Annotated in this window: 14 protein-coding genes; 6 read left to right on the forward strand and 8 right to left on the reverse strand. The window is 69.8% G+C overall.

Annotated features, from left to right (window positions below; translation table 11 throughout):
- Positions 1 to 223: 223 nt before the first annotated feature.
- Positions 224 to 1588 (reverse strand): DUF3999 domain-containing protein, encoded by a 1365-nt coding sequence (locus VDQ83_RS04380; RefSeq protein ID WP_455433991.1) that lies wholly within the window; start codon positions 1586 to 1588, stop codon positions 224 to 226.
- Positions 1585 to 4269: a DUF2339 domain-containing protein gene (locus tag VDQ83_RS04385; RefSeq protein WP_455433992.1), complete on the reverse strand. Its 2685-nt coding sequence runs from the start codon at positions 4267 to 4269 to the stop codon at positions 1585 to 1587. Before VDQ83_RS04385 ends, VDQ83_RS04380 begins: the two co-directional genes overlap by 4 nt.
- 252 nt (positions 4270 to 4521) lie before the next feature.
- Between VDQ83_RS04385 and VDQ83_RS04390 the strand changes: the two genes are divergently transcribed.
- On the forward strand, positions 4522 to 5598 hold the full coding sequence (locus tag VDQ83_RS04390; protein WP_455433993.1) for a methyl-accepting chemotaxis protein: 1077 nt from the start codon (positions 4522 to 4524) through the stop codon (positions 5596 to 5598).
- Positions 5599 to 5626: 28 nt separating this feature from the next.
- On the opposite strand, the gene VDQ83_RS04395 is transcribed toward VDQ83_RS04390, so the two are convergent.
- From VDQ83_RS04395 to VDQ83_RS04415, 5 genes are all read right to left on the reverse strand, one after another.
- The gene (locus VDQ83_RS04395) at positions 5627 to 6634 is read right to left on the reverse strand and encodes an NADP-dependent oxidoreductase (protein ID WP_455433994.1); all 1008 of its coding nucleotides are present in this window, start codon (positions 6632 to 6634) and stop codon (positions 5627 to 5629) included.
- On the reverse strand, positions 6631 to 7068 hold the full coding sequence (locus tag VDQ83_RS04400; RefSeq protein WP_455433995.1) for a hypothetical protein: 438 nt from the start codon (positions 7066 to 7068) through the stop codon (positions 6631 to 6633). The genes VDQ83_RS04395 and VDQ83_RS04400 overlap by 4 nt, the downstream gene beginning before the upstream one ends.
- Positions 7011 to 7796, reverse strand: coding sequence for an SDR family NAD(P)-dependent oxidoreductase (locus tag VDQ83_RS04405; RefSeq protein ID WP_455433996.1), 786 nt, complete (start codon positions 7794 to 7796; stop codon positions 7011 to 7013). The genes VDQ83_RS04400 and VDQ83_RS04405 overlap by 58 nt, the downstream gene beginning before the upstream one ends.
- 40 nt (positions 7797 to 7836) lie before the next feature.
- The gene (locus VDQ83_RS04410) at positions 7837 to 8625 is read right to left on the reverse strand and encodes an SDR family NAD(P)-dependent oxidoreductase (RefSeq protein ID WP_455433997.1); all 789 of its coding nucleotides are present in this window, start codon (positions 8623 to 8625) and stop codon (positions 7837 to 7839) included.
- Positions 8626 to 8696: 71 nt separating this feature from the next.
- Positions 8697 to 9791, reverse strand: a complete 1095-nt coding sequence (locus VDQ83_RS04415) for an alkene reductase (RefSeq protein WP_455433998.1) — start codon at positions 9789 to 9791, stop codon at positions 8697 to 8699.
- A gap of 217 nt (positions 9792 to 10008) precedes the next feature.
- On the opposite strand from VDQ83_RS04415, the gene VDQ83_RS04420 reads away from it, so the two are divergent.
- Together VDQ83_RS04420 and VDQ83_RS04425 are read left to right on the forward strand one after the other, a co-directional pair.
- On the forward strand, positions 10009 to 10608 hold the full coding sequence (locus VDQ83_RS04420; protein ID WP_455433999.1) for a TetR/AcrR family transcriptional regulator: 600 nt from the start codon (positions 10009 to 10011) through the stop codon (positions 10606 to 10608).
- Positions 10609 to 11037: 429 nt separating this feature from the next.
- Positions 11038 to 11499: a hypothetical protein gene (locus VDQ83_RS04425; RefSeq protein WP_263395530.1), complete on the forward strand. Its 462-nt coding sequence runs from the start codon at positions 11038 to 11040 to the stop codon at positions 11497 to 11499.
- Between the two features lie 231 nt (positions 11500 to 11730).
- On the opposite strand, the gene gap is transcribed toward VDQ83_RS04425, so the two are convergent.
- The gene (gene gap / locus VDQ83_RS04430) at positions 11731 to 12732 is read right to left on the reverse strand and encodes a type I glyceraldehyde-3-phosphate dehydrogenase (RefSeq protein ID WP_455434000.1); all 1002 of its coding nucleotides are present in this window, start codon (positions 12730 to 12732) and stop codon (positions 11731 to 11733) included.
- Between the two features lie 159 nt (positions 12733 to 12891).
- Here gap and VDQ83_RS04435 point away from each other — a divergent pair, with 159 nt between their 5' ends.
- The 3 genes from VDQ83_RS04435 (at position 12892) to VDQ83_RS04445 (ending at position 15178) form a co-directional block, all read left to right on the forward strand.
- Complete coding sequence (locus VDQ83_RS04435) at positions 12892 to 13521, forward strand: OmpW/AlkL family protein (protein WP_263395532.1); 630 nt, start codon at positions 12892 to 12894, stop codon at positions 13519 to 13521.
- Between the two features lie 118 nt (positions 13522 to 13639).
- Positions 13640 to 14260: an OmpW/AlkL family protein gene (locus VDQ83_RS04440; RefSeq protein ID WP_263395533.1), complete on the forward strand. Its 621-nt coding sequence runs from the start codon at positions 13640 to 13642 to the stop codon at positions 14258 to 14260.
- A 105-nt stretch (positions 14261 to 14365) separates the two neighbouring features.
- On the forward strand, positions 14366 to 15178 hold the full coding sequence (locus tag VDQ83_RS04445) for a S1/P1 nuclease (protein WP_455434001.1): 813 nt from the start codon (positions 14366 to 14368) through the stop codon (positions 15176 to 15178).
- Positions 15179 to 15267 lie beyond the last annotated feature (89 nt).

Genomic DNA, 15267 nt, shown 5'->3' on the forward strand with positions numbered 1-15267 from the left:
GCCGCGCAGCATGGGCGTCGCCGCTGCAACGCCCGCTGTCGGCGCGCTCGGCCATCGCGCGCCGGCGACGAAAGAAGGGCATTGTCCGGCGTCGGCCGTGCAGCGGCAAATCGGGACGTCGCGCAACGTCGAGCGTGGCGCGGATGCCGGGCCGCGGGCGGCAAACGCGCCCGGGCCGCTACGCGGGCACAGGCGCGCGCCGCGCCGCCCGCAGCCCGGTCGCTCAGTCCGCGCCGGGCGTGGCCGGCTTGCGCAACAGGCTGAAGGCGAAGCCGACCACGATCAGTGCGCCGCCGACCAGCAGCGCCCACAGCAGCCAGGTCTTCCAGTCGCGCGGTGGCGGTGGCGCCTGCAATGCCGCGGCACCGGCCAGCGGCACCGCCGCGCCGAGCGTGGCGGTGGCCGGCGTCCATTGCGGACCGCGTTGCGTGCGCAGGGCCTGCAGCGTGGTCGCCAGCGGCGCGGCGGCGCGCTGGGTGCGTGCGCTGCCGGCCGCCAGTGCGTAGGGCGGCGCACCCTGGGCCAGGAAGATCAGCGTTTCCGGCTGGTAGCCCAGGCGCAGCGCCGGCCGTTGCCGGCCCGGGTCCTGCGTAGCCAGCAATCGCCAGTAGCGATCGCGCACCGGTTGCGCCAGGGCCTGCGGCGGCGAGCGGCCAGCGCCGGCACCGACCTGGTAGGCCACCCACGGCCCGGCCCGGTCCTGCCACGGCGCCTCGTCGCTGTCGCGGCTCTGCACGCGCCATTCGATCGCGCTGTTGCCGGGCAGCGCGATGTCCAGCTGCGCGACCGGATAGCGACCGGGCGAGGCGAAGTCGAAGCTGTGCTGCGCCGGGTCGGCGCGCAGCGCATCCAGTTGCTGCCAGTGCCAGTCGGCGGCGGCAGGCGCCGGCGCCAGTTCCGCTTCCACCCCGGTCAGGCGCGGCAGCGGCGACGACGACAACGGCAGCAGCCGCAGATAGCGCGCGCGGCTGTCGATGGCGATCCGCAGCTGCTGCAGGCGATTGCCCTGGTTGGCCAGGTCGACCAGCGTCGCCTCCTGCACCAGCATTTCCCAATCGCGCAGATCGTCGCTGGCCTCGACCCGGTAGCGCGCCTGCCGCGGCTGCGCATCGGCGGCCCATTGCAGCGACAGCGCGTGCAAGGGCTCGCGCAGCGCGCTGGCGTCGATCAGCCAACCTGCCTCGCTCGCGCCGGTCGGGGTGCTGGCGACGCGCGCGCGGATGCCGCGCACGCTGCCGTCGGCGTCGCGCTCGGCGATCAACTCCAGGTCGTCGGCGCCGCCACCGGCCACCGGCGGCAGCGGAAACCACGGCAGCGGCTGCCGGCGCGGCGTGGTTTCGGCCTGTTCGGCGGCGAACAGCGCGGACGGCAATGCGTCGCCGGCGGCGTTGAACACCTCCACGTCGCCCAGCGAGGCGCGATGCGCGCTGCGGTACACCGCGTCGTCGAGCTGCACGCGGTAGGCGCCGGCGTCGGCATCCTGCAGGGTCAGCGGCCATTGCTGCGCATAGTCGTCGCGCTGGCTGGCGGCGGATGCCGCCAGCGGCGACAACGCCAGCAGCAAGGCCGGAAAGATCAGGCGGTTCATGGATGGGCCTCCTCGGCCGGTTCGGTGGCGCGCGGCGGCGCCGGCGCAAAATAGCCGACCACGGTGCACAGCAGGCCGTAGGCGATGAACGAGGCGATGCCGGCGACGTTGCCGAGATTGCCGCGATCCACCAGCAGCAGCTTGCCCAGCACCACCGCCATCAGCAGCGCGCCGGCCAGCCACAGGCCGCGCTGGCGGCGGCGCGAGCCGAGCACCCAGCCGAGCACGCCGAGCACGCTCCACACTACGGTCAGGCTGGTCTGCGCCACGCCGTCGGACAGCAGCCCGCTCCACGGCGCGCCGCTCCAGTAGTGCACCGCGTGCAGGGTCACGCTGGTGATCCACAGGAAACCGCCGCCGGCCAGCAATTGCAGGCGCCAGCCGCGCAGCGCCGCCGGCAGGGTCGGCGACCACAGCCAGCGTGCGGCCAGCGCCAGTACCAGCAACTGGCTCAGTTCCAGCGGATTGAGCAGCGGCACCCACGGCAGCGGCGCACTGGCGCCGGGCACGAACAGGGTGCACAGCCAGGCCACCCCGAGCAGGCCGAAATAGCTGCCCTGCAGCACGCTGCGGCAAGGATCGAAGTCCGCCCCCAGCGGCGCGGCCAACCAGCGCCAGCGCAGCAGCGACAGCGCCGCCGCCAGCAGCCACGGCGCCAGCAGCAACGCCCATTGCCAGCCCTCGGCCAGGTCGAAGCGCCGCGCCAGCCACATGCCGAGCAGCGACAGCACCGACGGCCACACCAGCCACCACACGAACTGCGCCGCCTTCGCCACGCCACCGCCGCTGCCGCGCAGGCAGATCAGGCTGCGCACGCCGAGCACCGCGAACAGCGTCCAGGCCCAGGCGCCGTGTCCGGCGAACGGCTGGCCATGCGCATCGGCCTGCAGCGCCGCCAGCGGCAGCGCCAGCAGCAAGCCGCCGAGCGTGGTCGCCGCCAGCGCGCGCGCCGGCCAACGCCGCTGCGCCTCGGCGGCCAGCCAGCCGCTGAGCGCAACGAACGCCAGCCAGACATCGGCACGCGCCGCATAGTCGACGAAGCGTCCGATCTCCGCGACCCCGATCCCGCACCACCACGCCAGGCCCCACAGGTAATAGGCCAGCGCCGGCATGGCGGCGCCCGCGCGGCGATAGCTCCAGGCACTGGCGAAACCGGCCAGGGCCAGCAGCGCGCCGCTCATGAAGGTCGCGTTGGCCACGGCCTGGGTGTCCTGCCAGGCCGCATCCAGCCCCAGCACGAAGCCGATCGCCGCGGCCAGCTGCAGGCCGGCGCCGCTGAACTGCGGCAACCAGCGCCGCTGCCGCAGCCCCAGCCACACCAGCGCCGCGCCTTCCAGCGCGAAGATGCTGGCGGTGGCGCGCGCGGACAGCGCCAACGGCACCGCCAGTGTGGCGAAACCGACCGCCAGCAGCGCGTAGGCCTGGCCGAGCACCTCAAAGCGGGTACGCCGGATCAGCGCCGCGGCCAGCAGCGCGTAGATCGCCGCCAGGCCCAGGGCGCACAGCGCCAACGCCAGGCCGTCGCCGCGCAGCAGCCCGGCCTGCAGCGAGAACGCGACCAGCGGCGTGCCGAACACCAGGCTGCCGTCGACCAGGTTGCCGCGCGTGGCCGGCTGGCGCCGCGCGTACAGGATCGGGATCAACAGGTAGAAGGCGAAGAACAGCAGCAGGAACGGCTCGGTGCTGGCGAATTTCGCCGGCTGGTACTGCAGCACGCCCCACAGCGTGCCGATGCCGAAGGTGAAACCGAACCCGAGCAGGTTGAGCACCCGCCACGGCCGGTACCAGGCGATCGCGAACACCGCCGCGTTCAGCACCGCGTAGTAGGAGAACAGGCCGACATGGTTGCCGCTGCCGGTGGACAGCCAGATCGGCGCCAGGAACCCGGCCAGCGTGGCCAGCACCGCCAACGTACGCGATTCCTGCACCACCGCCAGCACGCACATGCTGGCCACCAGCACGATGCTCAGCGCGAACGCGGCGCCGGCCGGAATCAGCGCCGACAGCTTGAACGCGGCGAACACGGTCAGCAGCAGCACGCCGATCGCGCCGCCCTGCAGGGCCAGCGCGAAGCTGCGCTTGCGTTCGCGCTGGCGCCAGCCGAAGCCCAGCCCGGCCAGCGCCGCGGCGGCGATGCCGGCGTAGCGCAGCTCGATCGGCATCCGCAACCAGCCTTGGTCGCCGGCGTACTTGAGCAACGCGGCGACACCGGCCAGCAACACCAGCATGCCGATCTTGACCGGCACGTTGCCTTCGGTGAACCAGCGTTTGGCGCCGGCCAGCAGCCGTTCGAGCGGGCCTGGGCCCTGCGGCACATATGTCTCCGGCGCTGGCGCAGCAGCCGTGTCGGCATCCGTGTCCGCAACGTCGCGCACTGTAGATGCGCGGGCGAACTGCGGCGGCAGCGGCGGTGGCGTGGGCGCTGCGGGTGCGATGACGACAGGCGCAGTGACGAAGACCGGACCTTCCGCCGCATCGCGTTGCTCGAACCCGGCATCGAATTCGGCTTCGGCTTCGCTATCGGCCTGCGCCGCCCGCGGCGCCGCACCGCGCAAGTGCGCCAGCTGCAGTTCCAGCACCCCCACGCGCCGGCGCACACCCGACAACGACACCAGCAACACGATCAGCAGCACCGGCACCGCCAGTACCGCCACCACCACCAACACGATCAACGCTTCCATCCGGCATCCATCCCCAAGGCGGCGCACCGCAACGCGGCGTGCCAATGGTCCGGCGACGCCGGTCCTGGCGCAGATGGTAGACGAGTTCGGCCTCGGCGCGGCCCGGGCCGCGGACACGCAGCCCAGGCATGGCAAGGGTTCGCGCCGCGCAGCGGTGCGCACGCGCCGCTAAAGCCGGTGCATCGGCGGCCGCTAACTCCCTTATCCCACGTTGCGCCCGCTGTTCCCCTCCCTCCCACCGACAGTGTGCCAATGAACCTGCCAGCCCAACCCACCGAAGCGGGCATCGACGACCATATCCGTTCGGTGGTCGGCCTGTCCGACCAACTGCTCGGACAGTTGCGGCGTTCGCTGCAACGCATCGACGAGATCAACCGCACCACCCACGTGATCTCGATGAACGCGCGCATCGAGTCGGCGCGGATCGGCCAGGCCGGACGCGGCTTCAGCGTCATCGCGCAGGAAATGGACGTGCTGTCGCGGCGCGTCGCCGATGCCACCCAGGACCTGGACAAGGTCGCCGCCAGCACCAGCGCCGACATGGGCCACACCCTGCAGCGGCTGCAGGACGACGTGCGCCGCACGCGCCTGAGCGAACTGGCGCTGAGCAACATCGACCTGATCGACCGCAACCTCTACGAACGCAGCTGCGACGTGCGCTGGTGGGCGACCGATGCGGCCATCGTCGCCGCCGCGCGCCACGGCCGCGACGACGAGGAACTCGCCTATGCGTCGCGGCGCATGGGCCAGATCCTGGACTCGTACACGGTGTACTTCGACCTGGTGCTGGCCGGCACCGACGGCCGCGTCCTGGCCAACGGCCGCCCGCAGCAGTACGCCTCGGTCGGCAGCGACGTGTCCGCGCAGGCCTGGTTCGAAACCGCCGCGCGCACCCGCAGCGGCGAGGAATTCGGCTTCCAGGACGTGCATGCCAGCACCCTGGCCGACGGCGAACGCGTGCTGGTGTATGCGTGCACGGTGCGCGACGGCGGCCGTGTCGATGGGCGCGTGCTGGGCGTGCTCGGCATCGTGTTCCGCTGGGACGCGCTGGCGCAGACGGTGGTGCAGCGCACCCCGCTGTCGGAACAGGAATGGGGCCGCAGCCGGGTGTGCATCGTCGACCAGCGCGGCCAGGTCCTGGCCGATTCGGCCGGCCGCATGCTGCAGGAACGGATCGACTTCCCCGGCCGCGAAGCGCTGTTCAAGCAACCGCGCGGCGCGGTGTTGAGCGACCTCGACGGGCGTCCGCACTGCATCGCGCACGCCGCCTCGCCCGGCTACGAAACCTATCGCACCGGTTGGCACTCGCTGATCCTGCAGGCGCTGTAGCGCGCTGCGCTCGGGGCGGCGCGCACGCTCAGTGCTGGCCGACCCTGATCACCACCTTGCCCTTGGCGCGCCCGCTCTCGACGTAGGCCAGTGCCTGCGCCGTCGCTTCGAACGGGAACACCCGGTCCAGCACCGGGGTGAGGATCCCGGCCTCGATCAGCGCGCCGATCTCGCGCAACTGGTCGCCGTTGGCGGTCATGAACAGGAAGGCGTAGCTGACGCCGCGCCGCCTGGCCTTCCTGCGGATGCCGCCGCTGAGCAGGCGGATCACCTGCCGCAGCGGCCACGCCAGCCCCTGTTGCGCGGCGAAGTCCGGGTCCGGCGGGCCGGAGATGGAAATGAGCTTGCCGCCGGGCTTGAGCACGCGCAGGGATTTCTCCAGCACGTCGTTGCCCAGGCTGTTGAGGACGACGTCGTAGTCGCGCACGAGGGTCGCGAAGTCCTGCGTCCGGTAGTCGATGACCAGGTCGGCGCCCAGCGCCTTCACCCAGCCGACGTTGCCGGTGCCGGTGGTGGTCGCGACGAAGGCACCAAGGTGCTTGGCGAGCTGGATGGCGATGCTGCCGACGCCGCCGGAGCCGGCATGGATCAGCACCTTCTGCCCTTTCTGCAGCCCCGCCGTTTCCACCAGGGCCTGCCATGCGGTCAGCGCGACCAGCGGAACCGAGGCGGCTTCCTCCATGCCGAGGTTGGCGGGCTTCAGCGCCAGTGCGCTTTCCTTGACCGCGATGCGTTCGGCGAAGCTGCCGATGCGGGTCTGGTCGGGACGCGCATACACCGCGTCACCGGGCTTGAAACGGCGCACGCCGGCCCCGACCCGCAGCACCACGCCGGCCACGTCGTTGCCCAGCACCAGCGGAAAGCGGTACGGCAGGATCAGCTTGAACTCGCCCTTGCGGATCTTCGCGTCGAGCACGTTGACGCCGGCGGCATGCACCTCCACCAGCACATCGTCGTCGCGCAGCTCCGGTTCGGGCAGCTCGCCGATCCGGCCCGGGTGCTTGTTGCCATAGCCGTCGATGAAGAACGCTTTCATGATGTTTCCCTGACCAGAACGAACCCGAGGACGAACACGATTTCGAGCATCACTGCGACCAGGATCCCGCGGCCTGCGTGCCCGCTGGCCAGTTCGCCGATGCCCAGCGCCGCCAGCAACGTACAGGCGGTGACGAAGCCCGCCACCAGCGCCGAACGCGCCGGCGACGGCGCCGCGCCGCGCGCCATGAAGAACATCACGCTCAGGCCCGCATACAGCGCGGCCCCGCGTCGCGCCATCAGCTCGGCCGAAGGCGAAGCGCCGACGTCCCAGTTCGCCAGCATCGCACCCGGCGAGAACATCCAGGTGCAGGCGATCGCCAGGAACAGCAGCGAGGTCAGCACCGACAGCGAGCGGAAACCCGGGCGCATGACCGTCACCGGTTGAGGATGCGCGACAGCACGGCCTGGTGGATCCAGCGCGGCGTCGTCCACATGAAGACCGCGTTCAACTTGTTGATCAGCCCGGGCACCACGCTGATGCGACCGGCGTCCAGCGCGCGCATGCCGGCACGCACCACCGGCGGCGTCTGCATCATCAACGCCGCGAGCTGCGGCGTGATCCGCTGCTGCGCGACGCGCGCGAAGCCGGTGTCGGTCAGTCCCGGACACAGCGTGGTCACGGTGACGCCATCGCGGGCGAACTCGCGATGCAGCGCCTCGCCCAGGCGCAGGACGTAGGCCTTGGCGGCCGAATACACCGCGAAGTCTTCCACGCCCTGGTAGGCCAGCAGGCTGGCCACCTGCAGGATCTTCCCGTGCCGGCGCCGCTGCATGTCCTGGCCGAACAGGTGGGTCATCGCGGTCAGGCTGGCGATATCCAGTTGGATCATCGACAGCACCGGCTCCAGCTCGGCCGCCAGGAACCGCCCCTGCAGCCCGTGCCCGGCATTGTTGATCAGCACCTCGACGTCGATGCCGCGCGCCTGCAGGCCGGCGTGGAGCCGGCGCACGGCCGCGATCTGCGACAGATCCACCTGTTCGACGAGGACCTCCACGCCGTGCCGCTGCCGCAACGCCTGCGCCAGCGCATCGAGCCGGTCCAGGCGCCGCGCGACCAGGATCAGCCTGTGACCGCGTGCCGCGTACTGCCGGGCGAATTCCTCGCCGAATCCACTCGATGCGCCGGTGATCAGCACCCAGCTGTCGCGTTGCGGTTTCATGGTGATGGTCTCGATCGCGACAGGTGAGGGGCTGCAGGCTTCAGGCCGCCGACCGGTAGCGTTCGGCGGCATTGGCCTGGCGGATGCTTCCCAGCAGCGCCTGCCTGGCGCCGTCGAGGGCGTCCCAGCGGTCGGCGTCGTGCAGCGGCGGGATGGTCACCAGTTCGCGGCGATCGAAGCCGATCAGCGCCGCATCGACCAGTTCCTCGACGTCCATCACCTCGGGCAGCGTGTTGACGTCGATGCCCGCGCGCTCCCAGATCTCGGTGCGGGTGGCCGCCGGAAGCACCGCCTGCACGTACACGCCCTTGGGCGCCAGTTCCAGGTTCATGCCCTGCGACAGGAACAGCACGAAGGCCTTGGTCGCGCCGTACACGGTCATGCCGAATTCCGGCGCCAGGCCGACCACCGAGCCGATGTTGACGATCGCGCCGCTGCCGGACTGCGCCAGCCGCGGCGCGATCGCCACCGCCAGCCGCGTCAGCGCGGTGGTGTTGAGCGCCAGCAGGCGTTCGACGCCCTCGCCCGTCTGCTCGGCGAAGCCGCCGGACTGGGCCATGCCGGCGTTGTTGATGAGGATGCCGATGCGCGCGTCGTCGCGCAGGCGCGCTTCGACCTGCGCAACGTCGGCCGCTGCGGTGAGATCGGCCTGCAGTACGTCGACCGCGACCTTGTGCTCCACGCGCAGGCGCGCGGCGAGCGCGTCCAGGCGGGTCTTGTCGCGTGCGACCAGGACCAGGTCGTGGCCGCGCTGGGCGAAGCGCTGCGCGTAGACGGCGCCGATGCCGCTGGAGGCGCCGGTGATGAGGACGGTGGAGGTGCTGCTCATGCGAGTGGTCTCTTCGGATCGAAAGGGAAAGTGCGGCCACGACGACGTGGCCGGTGGGACGACGGTGCCGCTCAGGCGCTGGCGCGCTCGGCCAGCGTCGGGTAATCGATGTAGCCCTTGGCGCCGCCGCCGTAGAGCGTGGCCGGATCCGGGGCGGCCAGCGGCGCGCCGGCCTGCAACCGCTCCACCAGGTCGGGATTGCCGATGAACGCGCGGCCGAAGGCGAACAGGTCGGCGCTGCCGGCGGCAAGGCTGGCGCTGGCCAGCGCCGGGTCGTAGCCGTTGTTGGCCAGGTAGGTCTGCTTGAAGCGGCTGCGCAGCGCCGCGTAATCGAACGGCGCCACGTCGCGCGGCCCGCCGGTGGCGCCCTCCACCACATGCAGGTAGACGATGCCCAGCGCGCTGAGTTGCGCGGCGATGTAGTCGTACTGCGGCTGCGGATCGCTGCAGGAGATGCCGTTGGCCGGCGACACTGGCGAGATGCGCACGCCGGTACGGTCGGCACCGATGGCCGCGGCCACCGCCGCGGCGACCTCCAGCAGCAGGCGCGCGCGGTTCTCGATGGAACCGCCGTAGGCGTCGCTGCGCTGGTTGGCGCCGTCCTTGACGAACTGCTCCAGCAGGTAGCCGTTGGCGCCATGCAGCTCCACGCCGTCGAAGCCGGCGGCGATGGCGTTGACTGCGGCCTGGCGGAAGTCGTCCACGATGCGCGGCAGCTCGTCGCGCTCCAGCGCGCGCGGCGCGGAGACGTCGGCGAAGCCGTTGTTGACGAAGGTCTTGGTGGCGGCGGCGATCGCCGAAGGCGCCACCGGCGCGGTCCCGCCGGGACGCAGGTCCACGTGCGAGACGCGGCCGACGTGCCACAGCTGCACGAAGATGCGCCCGCCCTTGGCATGCACCGCGTCGGTGACCGCGCGCCATCCTTCGATCTGCGCCGGGGTGTAGATGCCGGGCGTGTCCTGGTAGCCCTGCGCGTCCGCCGAGATCTGCGTCGCCTCGGTGATCAACAGGCCTGCGGACGCGCGCTGGGCGTAGTAGGTGGCGGCCAGTTCGCTGGGCACCAGGCCCTTGCCGGCGCGATTGCGGGTCAGCGGCGCCATGACGATGCGGTTGGCGAGCGTCAGCGAGCCCAGCGGGTACGGCGTGAACAGTGCGGTGTCGGACATGGTGGCGTGGTTCTCGAAGGTGGAGGCGTGCCGGCGGCGCGACGATCGGCACCGCAATGCGGCGCGTCGCGGCGATGGACGGGCGCCCCCGGGAAACAGGTGAATCGAAGCATCCACGCAATGATGACGACCATAATCTAACTTGTCAATGTTTTGATGATGACCAGCATCAATGTATCCTTGGCCCTGGAAAAGGCGACACTGGAGGGCATTCGCGATGAAGGTCAGCAAGGCGCAGGCGCAGGCGAACCGGGCGCATATCGTCGAAACCGCGTCCGCGCTGTTTCGCGAGCGCGGCTACGAGGGGATCGGCGTGGCCGATCTGATGGCCGCCGCCGGTTTCACCCACGGCGGCTTCTACAAGCACTTCGCGTCCAAGGCCGACCTGGCGGCGGAGGCGACGGCGTGCGGGATCGCGCAGACGGTGGCCCAGGTCGGTGGAATCGATACGCCGGAATTCGTCCGTCGCTATGTGTCGCGCGCGCACCGCGATACCCGCACGGTCGGCTGCACCATGGCCGCGCTGGGCGGCGACGCCGCGCGCCAGCCGGAGGCGGTGCGGGCCGCGTTCGCGGACGGCATCGAAGGCATACTGGCGGCCCTGGAACGCGAGGACGCTGCAGCGACCGGCGGCAGCCCCGGCGAAGCGCGCGCCAAGCGCCTGGACATGCTGGCGCACGCCCTCGGCGCGATCGTCATGTCGCGGGCCTGCCCCGACGATTCGCCGCTGGCGGACGAGATCCTCGCCACCTGCCGCGCCACCCTGCTCGCATCGTTGGACCCGGGCCTGGAGACAGACACGCGCGGCGCGGCGTGATCGCGGCGCCCCGCAACGCCACATGCACGCACGCCGCCAGCGGTGACGCGATACCGCCGCGGGCGCCAGCGCGCTCGCCGCGGCTGCTGGCTCGGCGGGACGCCGTCTGCAGAGCCAACACGTCGCACGCCCCTCCTTTGGCTGCCATCGCTGGCAACCGATGTCGGAAAGAGCGCACCCCATCACAAGACGCTCTCCGAGCTTGCAGTGGTCCGCCGACCACGCGCAACGCGGGCGCTGTCCGCAGGCCCATGCGCCATGCAGCGTGCATCGACCCGCATGAATGCGCATGAGCGCAAATATCATATTGACGGTGCCGTTTCGGCATGCCTAAGCTCGGCGCGCATCGCTGATGCGAGCCGAATGCGGGTGTGTCAGCATGGTATGGATGGAATTTGAAATTCAGGCGCAATCACAAGGTAAACGGACATGACCATGAAACCTTTTCGCACGCTTTGCATCTCGGCCATGCTGGCCGCCACCTTCGCTGCTCCGGCATTCGCCGCAAAGGTGGACGACCCGAGCCTCTACACGACCGAAGCGCTGAAGAAGAACTTGGTCCTCGGCAAGACGACGAAGGAAGAGGTTCGCGCCATCTATGGCGATCCGGACTATGTGCATAGAGCCTCCGCGAAGGAAGGCGGATATGAGACGTCCTGGAGCTACAGTCCCACCGAATCGCATGGCGAGAAAGTGCGCGAGACCGTGGGCGGAATCGTCAGGGGAATGTTGCCCGGCTGGCACACCGGACAGGCAGTGAACGAGGCGCAGAAACATGGTGTTGGCGCGCGCAACGTCAAAGGCTATAGCTTGTCCGTTTCCTACGATGCGAAAGGCGTCGTCACCGACTACGAGCAGACCGAAGACAACAACTCCAAGGACTCGCTGTAACCGGCGCATCCGCCTGACATGAGGGCACCTCGCCAGGCATAGCCATGCAAGCGCATCAGGTGCCGACCGATCGGCTCCTGGCATGTCTCAAACAAAAAGGAGCGCAGTTGCGCTCCTTTTTGCATTCCCCCGTCGCCCGCCGATTCAACCGCCAGATTCACCGCCGGGACATTGCACGGCAAGCCCCGGCAAAGCGATGAATCCGGCGCGACGGTGCGGACGCGGCCTGGCTTACTTCGCCACCACCTTGACCATCTCCAGACACTTGTTGGAATAGCCCCACTCGTTGTCGTACCAGGACACCAGCTTGACGAAGGTGCTGTCCAGGGCGATGCCGGCGTCGGCGTCGAAGATCGAGGTGCGCGCGTCGCCGCGGAAATCGGTAGCCACGACCTTGTCCTCGGTGTAGCCGAGGATGCCCTTCAGCGCGCCTTCGCTCTGCGCCTTGATCTCGGCGCAGATCTCGGCGTAGGTGGCCGGCTTTTCCAGTTCCACGGTCAGGTCGACCACCGACACGTCCGAGGTCGGCACGCGGAAGCTCATGCCGGTCAGCTTCTTGTTCAACTCCGGAATCACCACGCCGACCGCCTTGGCCGCACCGGTGCTGGACGGGATGATGTTCTCCAGGATGCCGCGGCCGCCGCGCCAGTCCTTGTTGCTGGGGCCGTCCACGGTCTTCTGGGTGGCGGTGGCCGCGTGCACGGTGGTCATCAGGCCGCGCTTGATGCCCCACTTGTCGTTGATCACCTTGGCCAGCGGCGCCAGGCAGTTGGTGGTGCAGCTGGCGTTGGAGACGATCGCCTGGCCGGCGTAGGTGCTGTCGTTGACGCCGTACACGAACATCGGCGTGTCGTCCTTGGACGGCGCCGACAGGATCACCTTCTTGGCGCCGGCGTCGAGGTGCTTCTGCGCGGTGTCCTTGGTCAGGAACAGGCCGGTGGATTCAATCACCACCTCGGCGCCGACCTCGTCCCACTTCAGCGCGGCCGGATCGCGTTCCTGGCTCAGGCGGATCTTCTTGCCGTTGACCACCAGGTGATTGCCGTCGACCGACACCTCGCCGTCGAAGCGGCCGTGCACCGAATCGTACTGCAGCATGTAGGCCAGGTAGTCGGGCTCGAGCAGGTCGTTGATGGCGACGATCTCGATGTCGCTGCCGAAATTCTGTACCGCCGAGCGCAGCACATTGCGTCCGATGCGACCGAAACCGTTGATGCCAACCTTGATTGCCATTTCAGTAGCTCCTGCGGCCGCGCCTGACGCGGCGGATGGAAGGGGGACGACATTCTATCAGGCCGGCCGTATCGCGCCCTGCACCCGGTTTTGATCAGGATCAAGGCGGCGCGCAGCCCTTGGCAGGACACTGCGCCCACACCCAACCGAGACCTCATCATGCGCAAGACCTCCCCCCTCCTGCTGTCCGGCCTGGCGGCCGCCCTTTCGCTGTGCGCCCTGCCCGCGCTGGCGCAGTCGCAGGGCGACTGGACCGTGGGCATCGGCGCCCACCAGGTCAATCCGAAATCCGACAACGGCAAGCTGGCCGGCGGCACGCTGCCGCTGAGCATAGGCAGCGACATCAAGCCGACCGTCACCTTCGAATACTTCGTTCGCCAGGACCTGGGCATCGAGGTGCTGGCCGCGCTGCCGTTCAAGCACGATATCGACGTCAAGGGCGTCGGCAAGGTCGGCAGCACCAAGCACCTGCCGCCGGTGGTCTCGCTGCAGTACCACTTCAACAGCGCCGGCAAGGTCTCCCCGTTCGTCGGCGCCGGCATCAACTACACCACCTTCTTCAGCGAGGACACCAGCGGCGCGCTGGCCGGCACCAAGCTCAAGCTGGAAGATTCCTGGGGCCTGGCCGCGCACGTCGGCGTGGACTTCGCGCTCACCGACACCTCGGCGCTGCGGGTGGACCTGCGCTGGGCCGACATCGACAGCAAGGTCAAGGTCGATGGCGCCAGCATGGGCACCGCGCAGATCGATCCGCTGGTGTACGGCCTGGCCTATGTGATGAAGTTCTGAGGGCTGCACGGCGACGCCGCTTCTCTGGCAGACTAGGCTCCACAAGGATGTGGATCGGCCGCCGCCGGGCCGGCACTGGGATTCGCATCCGCCCATTCGCCGTCCACCGGGGTCCCCAATGAAGCCACGCCTGTTCCGCCGTCTCGCCGTCGCCGCCCTCGCTGCCATCGCCCTGCCCGCCGCGGCACAGTCGGCCGGCCACTACACCACCAGCTACGGCATCCACGGCATGGTGCCCGGCTCGTCGAACGGCACGCTGGAGGGCAGCGACCAGCGTTTCAGCGCCGACACCACGCCGGCGCTCTCGTTCAGCTACGAATACTTCTTCCGCGGCAACCTCGGCCTGGAGATCCAGACCCTGGTCGGGCAGCAGAAGATCGGCCTGGAACAGGGCGGCGATGTCGGCCGCGCCTGGGCGCTGTCGCCGACGTTCTCGCTGCAGTACCACTTCAACGGCAACGGCGACATCTCCCCGTTCGTCGGCGTCGGCCTCAACTACACCACCTTCCTGGGCGCCGACGGCAAGGGCGCGTTCTCCAGGGAAGACGTCAAGTTCAAGGACAGCTTCGGCCCCGCGGTGCATGCCGGCGTGGACTTCGCCGTGGGCGAGCGCAGCGCGCTGCGCGTGGACGCGCGCTGGACCAGCATGCGCAGCGACGTGGAAGTGAACAGCGGCAAGCTCGGCGAGGCCAAGCTCGACCCGATCACCTACGGCGTCGCCTACATGATGTACTTCTGATCCAACGCGCTCGCGGGCCTCGCCGCGTGGGCGAGGCTTAGCGGTTGCGCAACGGCGCGATGACGCGGCCATGGCAACGTCATCGGCGCCGGCTAGAATCCGCGCATGAAATCCTCTCTCTTCGTTTCCGCCGCGCTCGCCGCGGCCCTGGCCGCCGCGCCGTCGGCCGCCTTCGCCTGGGGCCCGCTGGGCCATCGCCTGGTCGCCGACCTGGCCGATTCCAAACTCACTCCACAGGCACGCGCGCAGGTCCAGCAACTGCTGCAGGGCGAACCCGAGCCGACCCTGGCCGGCGTCGCCAACTGGGCCGACCAATTGCGCGAAAGCGACCCGGACATGGGCAAGCGCACCGGCCCCTGGCACTACGTCAACCTCGGCGAAGACCAGTGCCACTACGAGGAAAACCGCGACTGCCCCGACGGCAACTGCGCAGTGGAAGCGCTGCGCCGCCAGGCCGCGATCCTGGCCGACCGCAGCCAACCGCAGGCGGCGCGCGCCCAGGCGCTGAAATTCGTGGTGCATTTCGCCGGCGACATCCAGCAGCCGCTGCACGCCGGCTATGCGCGCGACAAGGGCGCCAACACCTTCCAGATCCAGTTCGAGGGCAAGGGCAGCAACCTGCACGCGCTGTGGGACAGCGGGCTGCTGCGCAGCCGCGGCCTGGACGAGGCGCACTACCTGACGCAGTTGCAGGCTCAGCCGCTGCCGGCGCCCGCGCCTGCCGGCAGCGCGCTGCCGCCGCCGGCCGCGGCCTGGGCCGAAGCCTCTTGCCGGATCATGCTGCGCCCGGGCTTCTACCCGCCCGGCGCCAAGTTGCCGCCGGACTACGTGACGACCTGGCGCCCGGTCGCCGAGGCGCAGCTGCGCCAGGCCGGCGCGGATCTGGCGGCGACGCTGAACGCTGCGCTGGGGAAGTAGCGCGCGGCATCTGCTCCATCTGCTTTTTGTAGGAGCGGCTTCAGCCGCGACAGGTCTTACCGATAGATCCTGTCGCGGCTGAAGCCGCT

Source organism: Xanthomonas sp. WHRI 7945, assembly GCF_035026585.1.

Coding starts and splice junctions, on each gene's coding strand:
- VDQ83_RS04380 (WP_455433991.1), bottom strand. CDS start 1,588: ATGAACCGCCTGATCTTTCCGGCCTTGCTGCTGGCGTTGTCGCCGCTG.
- VDQ83_RS04385 (WP_455433992.1), bottom strand. CDS start 4,269: ATGGAAGCGTTGATCGTGTTGGTGGTGGTGGCGGTACTGGCGGTGCCG.
- VDQ83_RS04390 (WP_455433993.1), top strand. CDS start 4,522: ATGAACCTGCCAGCCCAACCCACCGAAGCGGGCATCGACGACCATATC.
- VDQ83_RS04395 (WP_455433994.1), bottom strand. CDS start 6,634: ATGAAAGCGTTCTTCATCGACGGCTATGGCAACAAGCACCCGGGCCGG.
- VDQ83_RS04405 (WP_455433996.1), bottom strand. CDS start 7,796: ATGAAACCGCAACGCGACAGCTGGGTGCTGATCACCGGCGCATCGAGT.
- VDQ83_RS04410 (WP_455433997.1), bottom strand. CDS start 8,625: ATGAGCAGCACCTCCACCGTCCTCATCACCGGCGCCTCCAGCGGCATC.
- VDQ83_RS04415 (WP_455433998.1), bottom strand. CDS start 9,791: ATGTCCGACACCGCACTGTTCACGCCGTACCCGCTGGGCTCGCTGACG.
- VDQ83_RS04420 (WP_455433999.1), top strand. CDS start 10,009: ATGAAGGTCAGCAAGGCGCAGGCGCAGGCGAACCGGGCGCATATCGTC.
- VDQ83_RS04425 (WP_263395530.1), top strand. CDS start 11,038: ATGACCATGAAACCTTTTCGCACGCTTTGCATCTCGGCCATGCTGGCC.
- gap (WP_455434000.1), bottom strand. CDS start 12,732: ATGGCAATCAAGGTTGGCATCAACGGTTTCGGTCGCATCGGACGCAAT.
- VDQ83_RS04435 (WP_263395532.1), top strand. CDS start 12,892: ATGCGCAAGACCTCCCCCCTCCTGCTGTCCGGCCTGGCGGCCGCCCTT.
- VDQ83_RS04440 (WP_263395533.1), top strand. CDS start 13,640: ATGAAGCCACGCCTGTTCCGCCGTCTCGCCGTCGCCGCCCTCGCTGCC.
- VDQ83_RS04445 (WP_455434001.1), top strand. CDS start 14,366: ATGAAATCCTCTCTCTTCGTTTCCGCCGCGCTCGCCGCGGCCCTGGCC.